Annotated in this window: 8 protein-coding genes; 2 read left to right on the forward strand and 6 right to left on the reverse strand. The window is 50.1% G+C overall.

Annotated features, from left to right (window positions below; translation table 11 throughout):
* Nucleotides 1–10: 10 nt before the first annotated feature.
* Both IT527_RS08295 and IT527_RS08300 read left to right on the forward strand, forming a co-directional pair.
* On the forward strand, nucleotides 11–121 hold the full coding sequence (locus IT527_RS08295) for an LPXTG cell wall anchor domain-containing protein (RefSeq protein ID WP_292968073.1): 111 nt from the start codon (nucleotides 11–13) through the stop codon (nucleotides 119–121).
* A gap of 498 nt (nucleotides 122–619) precedes the next feature.
* Complete coding sequence (locus IT527_RS08300) at nucleotides 620–907, forward strand: helix-hairpin-helix domain-containing protein (protein ID WP_363278143.1); 288 nt, start codon at nucleotides 620–622, stop codon at nucleotides 905–907.
* Nucleotides 908–1027: 120 nt separating this feature from the next.
* Here the strand turns inward: IT527_RS08300 and IT527_RS08305 are convergent, their stop codons facing one another.
* The 6 genes from IT527_RS08305 to IT527_RS08330 form a co-directional block, all read right to left on the reverse strand.
* Entirely contained in the window at nucleotides 1028–2857 is a 1830-nt protein-coding gene (locus tag IT527_RS08305) for a long-chain fatty acid--CoA ligase (protein WP_292968067.1), read from the reverse strand.
* The gene (locus IT527_RS08310) at nucleotides 2854–5193 is read right to left on the reverse strand and encodes an acyl-CoA dehydrogenase (protein ID WP_292968068.1); all 2340 of its coding nucleotides are present in this window, start codon (nucleotides 5191–5193) and stop codon (nucleotides 2854–2856) included. The genes IT527_RS08305 and IT527_RS08310 overlap by 4 nt, the downstream gene beginning before the upstream one ends.
* Before the next feature lie 212 nt (nucleotides 5194–5405).
* On the reverse strand, nucleotides 5406–6350 hold the full coding sequence (locus IT527_RS08315; RefSeq protein WP_292968069.1) for a multicopper oxidase domain-containing protein: 945 nt from the start codon (nucleotides 6348–6350) through the stop codon (nucleotides 5406–5408).
* A 90-nt stretch (nucleotides 6351–6440) separates the two neighbouring features.
* A complete protein-coding gene (locus tag IT527_RS08320; protein ID WP_292968070.1) occupies nucleotides 6441–8075 on the reverse strand; it encodes a SulP family inorganic anion transporter in 1635 nt (544 codons plus the stop codon).
* 86 nt (nucleotides 8076–8161) lie between these two features.
* Complete coding sequence (locus IT527_RS08325; RefSeq protein ID WP_292968071.1) at nucleotides 8162–8893, reverse strand: DUF2325 domain-containing protein; 732 nt, start codon at nucleotides 8891–8893, stop codon at nucleotides 8162–8164.
* Nucleotides 8894–9057: 164 nt separating this feature from the next.
* Nucleotides 9058–9255: a hemin uptake protein HemP gene (locus IT527_RS08330; protein WP_292968072.1), complete on the reverse strand. Its 198-nt coding sequence runs from the start codon at nucleotides 9253–9255 to the stop codon at nucleotides 9058–9060.
* Nucleotides 9256–9710 lie beyond the last annotated feature (455 nt).

A 9710-nucleotide genomic window follows, 5' to 3' on the forward strand; every position in this document is an offset into this window, starting at 1 on the left:
CCCGTTTGCAGTGGGAACAGGAGGTAAATCCAATATGCCGTTAATCCTGGGTATTCTGGCAGTCGCAGCAGGAGCAGGCGCTTTCTTCTTCTTCAAAAATAAACAAAATCAAAATAATTGAGAGTGGCGTGCTTTACGGTTTTATGCTGCCACAATAATACCTCATACATTTACCTGCCGGGTTTTCTGTAGGCTTTTAAAGAACTTGGCAGGTATGATCAGATTTGGGATATACGGTGTAAGTAACAAAATCTATCAGTGAAGTTAGAGGGAAGTGGGTGCCATGCAGCTGTTCAGGCGGGCTCTGTAACAGTTTCCCGATAACGTGTTAGTGATCACTAATACTGAAAACGTTGTTTTTTATGCTTCCCAATCCTTGTAGAAGTTGCTAACACCCTTCATCAGCACCACTCCTTCCACAAATATCTAAATTTGTGCATAGAAAAATGCAAAATATTTTTACGTGATATCTTTTGTTTTTTTCTCATCGGGAAAATTCAAATCTAAAGTCTGTTACGAAAATGCCGATGCTCACTCTTTGGTTGGCTTATTGTGAAGAGCTAACCAAAAATAAATTTGAAATTAGTAACTTTATTTCTAATTTTTCTTGGAGAGTATAATGATGAAAAAGATTTTTCTGGTTTTTCTGGTGTTTTTTGGGATTAATTTTTCAGTTCTGGCCGGGATGGATATCAATACAGCGAGCCAGGCAGATCTTGAATCAGTGAAAGGACTGGGGCCAGTTAAAGCTAAGGCGATTATTGAGTACAGAGATCAGCATGGTGCATTTAAGTCAGTGGAAGACCTTGCCAATGTGAAAGGTATAGGCCCGGGCACACTCAAACAGCTGGGTGATCAGGTAAGTGTTCAGGACGAAGCAGCCCCAGGTGAAGCTAAGTTACCCTAGTTTTAAATGATAAGCTGTTAGTAAGTGGCACCAGGTAATGTTAACCGCCAGGGTGACTTGGTGCCTGTAATTATTGATGATTATTTTCTCAGACTCAGTACCTTTATTGGTATTCCTCCTTTAATGACTGGCATAGAGTTTGTTGATGCTGTCCTGGTAGTGTTCATAAATCTTTTTCCGCTTTAGTTTCAGGGTAGGGGTAAGCATTTCATTTTCCACCGTCCAGGGATCAGAAATCAGCAGTACCCGATGAATTTTGGCGTAACCGGGAAATCCGCTAATCTGCCGCGCAATTTTTTCCAGCACAATTTCCTCTGCATATTCATCGCAAGCCAGCGCATGAGGATCATTCTTGGCATTGCAGTGTGTAGCCACGACTTCCCAGCCGCGCTTACTCAGCACTATCAGCGCACTTAAATAGGATCGACCTTCTCCGATTATCATTACCTGATCGAATATTGAGTCGCGCAGAATTGCAGCTTCCATATCAGCCGGAGGGATTTTTTCACCGGTAGAAGTCACAATAATGTCTTTTAATCTACCCGTGATAGTAATTCTTCCCTGTGTATCAATATGAGCAGTATCTCCGGAATTAAACCATCCGTCTGCTGACAGAACGGCACGAGTGGCCTCCGGATTGTTCCAGTAACCAAGCATTACGTTAGGCCCTTTAATCAGCAGTGCATTTTGCTCTCCCAATTTAACTTCAACCCCGGGAACAGGCTTACCCACACTTGCTGGGAGATTATCATCCAGTCGATTGGCACAGACAACCGGACTTGTTTCAGTCAGTCCGTAACCTTGCAGGATAGGCAATCCCAGAGCGATGAAAACCCGTGATACTTCCGGTGCCAATGCAGCACCACCGCTCATGACCTGCCATAAACGCCCTCCCAGTTTATCCATCACCTTGCGTGCAACCAGCCGGTTGAGCAATGGCCACAGCAGGTATGAAGCATGCCAGCCGGTGCGTTTCTGCTGATACTCAAACCGGCTGTAACCCACATCAACAGCCAGATTAAATAACAGTCTGGAAAGTACAGAACCTTCTGCCAGTCTGGTTTGTATCCCGACATAGATTTTTTCATAGATTCTGGGGACTGAAATCATAATAGTCGGGCGGATAATCAGGAGATCTTCCTGTAACTGCCGGACAGAACGGGCATAGGCTATTGTTGCGCCGCATAACATGGGAGTGTAGTAGCCTGCAGTACGCTCAAAAGTATGGGATAGTGGCAAAAAAGACAGCAGCAGATCTTCCGGTCTGACAGTTACGATCTGAGCACAGCCGTAAGCATTAGACAGAATATTGTGGTGGCTCAGCATCACTCCCTTTGGCCGGCCTGTCGTTCCGGAAGTGTAAATAATACTGGCCAGTGCATGAGGATCGTTTTGAGCGGGAGGGGTAGTCTCCGCTGTCTCTGGCAGCCAGTCCTGCAGTGCGATAACACGTTTGTCACCGGTGTAATGAATATCTTCTGAAGCGGCATGCAGGATAACAATGCGTTTCAGCTGTTGCAGCTGTGCAGCAGCTTCACTCATTTCACTCCACCGAGTCATGTTTTCCAGCAATAACAGGCTGGCACCGGCATTATCAAGGCACCAAGCAGCATTTTCCGCCCGATCCTCGATATAGAGTGGAACAACCACCAGCCCCAGCCCAAGGGCAGCCTGTTCAAACATCACCCATTGCGGGCAGTTTCGCACCATAACAGCGACCCGGTCACCACGAGAAAAATTTTCCCGGGAGAGCGCTGTTTGCCATAACCCGACAGCATTTGCCATGTCGCCCCATGTGTAATTCTGCCAATGTTCCTGGCTGACATCGTAATCGCGATAGGCCACGGCATCAGGTAAACGGCGGACCCGTTCCCTGAACAGGCCATCCAGTGTTCGGGCAGTTTCCGGTGGAATCATGTCAGTTGCAAGAAAAACGGGATGTGCAGTCATGAAGTTATCCCTCCCTGTAAATTGCCATTTTTCTGGAAATCGGGAGCGAAATCATCCACCATGATGACCCGGCGTCGCAGGGTTTTCATCTGTTTAAGTAAATCAGCCTCTTTGCTGGTGATGATGCCTTGTGCCAGCGCCTGACCGATTTGTTCATGTTCATGGGTAGTTGTAATGGATTTATTTTTGACGGCCTGGCGCAATCTTGCTTCAACAGGCTCGCAGTCGACAGCGCAGGCTAATGCCTTCCCGAGTAATGCCAATGGATCATTTTCTTCCCGGGGGAGATAAATGCCTGATGTCAGGCGATCACGCACTTCTCCCGGAGCCAGAATCAGCCGTGCCACCGTATGTGAAAGCGAATCGGCAGGTGGCTGGCAACGCATACCTGATGGAAAAACGATGCAACGCAGCAATCCACGGGTAATTTTACCGGCCGGAAAATTGAGCAGAAACTCATACAGTGCCTGCTGAGTACGATACAGCGCATCCTGTATTGACCAGTGCAACAGCGGCAGATCAGCAACAGGGCGGCCATCGTCTTCATAACGTTTGAGTGTGGCAGAGCCCAGGTACATCATGCTGAGGATATCGCCCAGCCGGGCTGAAAGACGTTCTCGCCGCTTGAGAGAGCCACCCAGCTTCAGCATGGCAAGATCTGTCAACAGGGCAAATGCAGCAGAGAAGCGTGTCAGCTGCTGATAGTAAGTGATGGTTTCTTTCGCCGCGTTTTCCGGGACATTCTTGACCAGTCGCCGGCTGAGCCCGTAGAGCAGGCTGTGGCAAGCATTCCTGAGGGTAAAGCGGATATGCGCAGCCAGTGCTTCATCAAATACCTGTAAACCACGTTCTTTGTTCTGATCCCAGGCAGCATTGATTTCCGTAAGTGTAAAGGGATGAGCGCGGATCGCACCTTGCCCAAAAATGATCATATTGCGCGTCAGGATATTCGCCCCTTCCACCGTGATGCCGACTGGTGTCTGCTGATAGGTTCTTGCCAGGTAGTTGGAAGGCCCCAGGCAGATTCCCTTGCCACCGTGGATATCCATGGCATCATTGATTATTTGCCGGCTGCGCTCGGTCAGGTGATATTTGACGATTGCGGAGATGACGGAAGGCTTCTCGCCCAGATCCACCGCACCGGCGGTCATAACACGGGCAGCATCCATCATGTACGTATTTCCGGCGATTCGTGCCAGTGCTTCCTCAACACCTTCAAAGTAACCAATCGGCAGCTTGAACTGCTCGCGCACCCGGCCATAAGCGCCACTGCTCCAGGCGGATAATTTTGCTGCACCAACGCCTGTCGCCGGCAGAGAAATCGAGCGGCCAACAGAGAGGCTGTTCATCAGCATGCGCCAACCTTGCCCTGCTTTTTCCTGTCCGCCAATGATCCAATCCATTGGAATAAACACATCCTTGCCGGAATTGGGCCCGTTCTGGAAAACACCGTTCAGTGGGAAATGCCTGCGGCCGATCTGGATACCCAAAGTATGGGTCGGGATCAGTGCGAGCGTGATGCCGATCTCTTTTTTATCCCCCAGTAATCCATCCGGATCATATAACCTGAAAGCAAGCCCCAGCAATGTGGCGACCGGCCCCAGCGTGATGTAACGTTTTTCCCAGTTAACGCGAATTCCCAGTATATCGGGCTGACCATCGAATACCCCCCGGCAGACAATACCTGTATCAGGAATTGATCCTGCATCTGAACCGGCATCCGGCCCGGTCAGTGCAAAACAGGGTATCTCGGTTCCATTTGCCAGCCGTGGCAGATAATAATTTTTCTGCTCTTCCGTTCCGTAATGCAATAACAGTTCAGCCGGGCCAAGAGAGTTGGGTACCATCACGGTAACGGCCGCCGTATTACTGCGTGAGCTGATTTTCATGACCACTTCCGAGTGAGCCAGTGCTGAGAAACCCAGCCCGCCGTACTCTTTAGGGATAATCAGTGAGAAGAAACGGTTTTCGCGGATAAACTGCCAGACGTGAGGCGGCAGGTCGTAGCGTTCATGGGTGATATGCCATTCGTCCAGCATGTTACAGAGCTGTTCGACCGGCCCGTCAAGAAAGATTTTTTCCTCCTGGGTCAGCTCTGGTTTTGGGTAGGCAAGCAGCTGATTCCAATCAGGTTTACCACTGAAGAGTGCGCCTTCCCACCACACTGTGCCGGCATCGAGTGCTTCCTGTTCTGTTTGCGAAATCTGTGGCAACAGCTTGCGGAAAATATTAAGCGCAAGCCTGGAAATAATATTGCGGCGCAGATAGGGTACGGTGAACAGCGCTATGCCGATCACGACCAGCAGTATGAACAGTGCTAACAGAAACTCAAACATGATCTCTCCCCATGGCTAATTGTTTACCGTCACACTACCGCAGAATGTGCTGCTGTCAAGCGTTGTTTATTTCTGTGCTGGTATTTTATGGCTGCCGGGGAAAACAGGTCTTCCGGAAATTTCTGGATCCGAGAACAGCGGCTGAATGGCGACTGGCTCTTCTGTAGAGTTTGCTCAGAGTGAATGGAGCATTACTTTGCAGGATAACAAGGCTACTTCACCAGCCAGCGGGTTGTCATTCCTGCCATCATGTGATCGCTGACATGGCAATGAAACAGCCAGCTGCCCGGTGAACGGGGCACCATGTCAACAGAAGTCATGCCGGCTGGCATGAGTTCGATAACATCGGTTCTGTGACCGTGATCCAGTACGGTTTGGCCATGCCAGTGTACGGTATGGTTATCCACTTCATTGCCCAGTGCGACCAGATGCCAGCGCACACGTTGCCCGCGCCGGGTTTCAAAGCCGGGCAGATTGCCAAAAATCCGCCCGTTGATAGCGTGTTTCAGACCGGATTCTTTACCGTTTTCCTCGTTAAATATCATGTACAGCGCAACAAATTCCTGATCGACATCGCGCGGAGCGGGATTCCCGCTTGAATGCGCCTTGCCGGCAGCAGTGATGATGAGGGTCCCAACCAGTCCCAGATTGATTTCTTCTTCTGCCATGACATGCGAGTGATAGAGCCAGACTACCGAAGAAGGGTCATTCGGGCCCGGGCCGGCATCCCGGTCGGCGGCCCATGTGTAGGTGTAACGGCCACCCGGCGGAATACGGCTGCCTTTGCCGCTATCCGCCCCTTCATTATCCTTGTCGTACATGACACCGTGGGGATGGATGGAAAGCGGTATATCGGCTTTATTCAGAAAATGGATCCTGATGGTATCGCCTACCACGGCCCGGATCGTGGGCCCCAGAATCCCCATCCATTCCGGCTGGGGTACGGGTTGCGAATAACTGCCATCGGTATAGCCGATGTAACGGTATTTAGGGTAAATCAGTGTTTTGCCCCATTCCCCCATATCAGCCCCGGGAGTGATCTGATTCTTGCCAGTCGGTGCGTAATTCCAGTTGATCTTTTCTGCTGCAATCCAGTATTCCCGTATCTTTCCGGCTTGTGCCGGGAAGGATGACAGAAAAAGGAAAATCAGGGACAACAGAGTTACTCCTGAATATAAAAGCGGATTGCAGGTTTTTGTATGCATGGGCCGGTTTTCCTGTGATGCAGATAAGGTATGTGTGATCGGCTATATGTTCTGCCGTATGGCTTCAACAAATTGCTGCGTATAGATTAGGGGAGTACCGGTTCGGATGATGCCGGCTTTTTCCAGTTTGGCCAGTACCCGTTTATTGGCTTCACATAAAACAACGCGGATATTACGTTTGTGTAGCTGTTCAGTGACCTGGCTTAATGTCTGGATACCGGTCATATCGATAAAAGGTACCGAACGCAGGCGAATAATCAGGATCTCGGGCAAGGTATGCGTTTGTATCAGTGCATGTTCGAAATTCTCGACGGCACCGAAAAACATTGGCCCGGAAATTTCATAGACTACGACTGAAGGCGGAATGGCCGGCAGATTATGATGAGCCAGTTCCATGTTTACTGTTTCTGCGGCAACCGGCTGGGTTTCGACAGCCTCGGACATGCGACGCAGAAACTGTAGTGTTGCCAGAATGACCCCCACATTGACCGCTACCACCAGATCAACAAAAACAGTCAGTAAAAATGTGATAACGAGAATAAGACGATCGGCTGTCGGTGCGATTTTCAGAATATGCACGAACCGATGGATCTCACTCATATTCCAGGCAACAACGAAAAGGATAGCCGCCAGCGCGGCTAACGGGATATAAGCTGCCAGCGGAGCCAGAAACAGCAGTACGGAAAGCAGGGTGACAGCATGAACGATTCCGGCGATCGGACTGGTTGCACCATTGCGAATATTGGTGGCAGTGCGTGCAATTGCGCCTGTCGCTGCAAAACCGCCAAACAAGGGTGCGAAGATATTGGCGATTCCCTGTCCGATTAATTCCTGGTTGGCATCGTGCCGGGTGCCGGACATACCGTCAGCCACGACTGCAGAAAGCAGTGATTCAATCGCTCCCAGCATAGCAATTGCGAAGGCCGGACCAATCAGTTCGAGTGATTGTGAGATTGTCGGATCAGGTATGGCAAAGCCTGGCAGGCCAGTCGGGATATGACCAAAAGTGGAGCCTATGGTGGCTACGCCGGGCAGTTGTAATGCAGCCTGCAATAGCGTGGTTGCCAGCATCGCGACCAGCGGCCCGGGTAGGCGCGCAAAATATCGAAAACGGGGAGCCCAGACGGTTAATACCAGGCTGATAAGCGCTAATGCTAATGTTGGCTCATGCAGATGGGGCAGAGATTGCACCAGATGCCAGAACCTTTCGTGGAAATGGTCTCCACTTACCTGTGGTAAGCCAAAAAAATCGTGCCACTGGCTAACAAAAATGATGACACCAATTCCGGTTGTGAAACCAATGATAACCGGAGAGGGAATGAAGCGGATGACGCCCCCCATTCGTGTAACCCCCATCAGCACCAGCATAATGCCAGCCATTAAAGTTGCTATCTGTAGTCCGGAGATACCGTATTTGGCAGTGATCCCCGCCAGGATAGCGATGAAGGCCCCGGTTGGGCCGGCAATCTGTACACGGCTTCCTCCAAAAACCGATACCAGGACACCGGCGATAATCGCGGTATATAACCCTTGCTCCGGGCGTGCTCCGGAGGCAATCGCAAAAGCCATTGCCAGCGGCAGTGCAACGACACCCACTACCAGACCGGCAATAATATTTGGCAGCCACTGGTTGCGGGCAAACAAACCGGCGCGGTGTGCTTCGAGTAAAACAATCATAACGGGTAATCTCGGTGGGTATCTCGGCAAAGGCCTGTGTATTATTGCACAGCACCAGTGTGGTTATACAAACCCGGACCGCTTGTTTATCCAGGATTGTCATGTCCGGATTGACTGAAAATACCGGATTTTTGAGGGAAGCTGTCATGCCGGGCAAGGCTCTCAACCGCCTTGCTGAAAGTAGCGAGATCAGAGCGTTGCAGCATGAGACAAGGCTTATCAATACACTGACAATAGTGCCTGACAGTAAAGAAGTCCTCATGACTGATACAGTCAACCGGGCAAATCACACTATCCGCACAAGCAAGCAGGGCAGACAGATATTCGGTCTTGCCTTGTGTACCGCCACGGAAAACCATGAATTGCCCTCCGGCAGCTTCGATTAACTGACGGTAATCCGGATACAGTGCGGCGCGGCCGCCAACACACAGAATTAGCCGGCCTGCCAGATAGCTGTGGCTGTTTCTCAGGCGATTGACGACCGGACAGGCATGGTCCCGGTATGGCCAGCCTGTTCTGATCCAGCGCAAATTCGTGCCACCGGGTATTTCCGGAAGATTTGTATCTGTCCGGCGGACGGCATGAGCGGAATGTGCGGGCAAGCGCCAGGCTGCAGCCACGGAAGCAGTGTGGAGCAGAACCGTATGGAGCAGATGGCAAAGGCGTTCCAGTCGTGTTCCCGGCTCCGGGGCGTGCTGCTTGTGACGGCGGGAAAGTGTACTGCGAAAGAATTTGTTCTGACGGATGCCGGATGGTTTGAAGCTGAGTTGCACTCCCTGGTATGCCGGTTCCAGTACTGTTCCTGGTAAAAATTTCATGAGCAACCCCGTATCAGAAAAGAGGCTGGCTTGCCCCGGGAGGAGGGGCTGGCTTGCCGCTACGAATCACTGGAAGAGGAGAGAGAGTACTGCCAGTGATCGTCAGGAAAAAATTAAAGTTTCTGAGGTGTGTCAGTCTGAGATAACCAGTGCACACTTGCGGTTTATTTGGTCAGAATCAGCTTGTTATTGCGTGTCAGGCGTAAATGATACTGCTCACCGCGATGCTGAATCAGCACCTCGTTACTGTTTCCGAACAGATCTTCGCTGCTGAACAGCTTGATTGGAAAGGGTGCAGAACGTAAAAACTGCTCGTTGCCTGATTCATGCACTGTATGAAAGCTGATATCGGTCAAGCTCATGTCTTACCTCACCAATTCATTAAATGATAATAATTATCATTATACATATAAAAAGTAAGCATGCAAGTTATTCTGCTAAAGAAGATCGAGCGGGGGCAAGAGAGTCGTCAGATCAGGTAATTAGAAGCGTGATTCTGTTAATTCAATAATCCTTGCTTGTGATTGAAGGCAGAAAAATAATTTTACGAGCGACTGTTTTAACTACATATCTCTTCTCGATCTGTTTCCAAGTGCGACAATTTGTCGCATTTGCAGGCTTGGGGGAATCAATTATTCTTCCATTTTTTGTCGTAAATCATGAATAAATCACTGTTTTCTCTCTCCGTGCTGGCTGGTTGGGCTTTCACACTGGTTTCAGTAATTGCCGTTGCAGCAGGGCCGGATACCAGCGGTCAGGTGCAGCAATCGGCACAGCAGGTGGCTAGCGCTCCCAAACATGCCAAGACCGCACTTGC

Source organism: Nitrosomonas sp., from assembly GCF_020852615.1.
Taxonomy (GTDB): Bacteria; Pseudomonadota; Gammaproteobacteria; order Burkholderiales; family Nitrosomonadaceae; genus Nitrosomonas.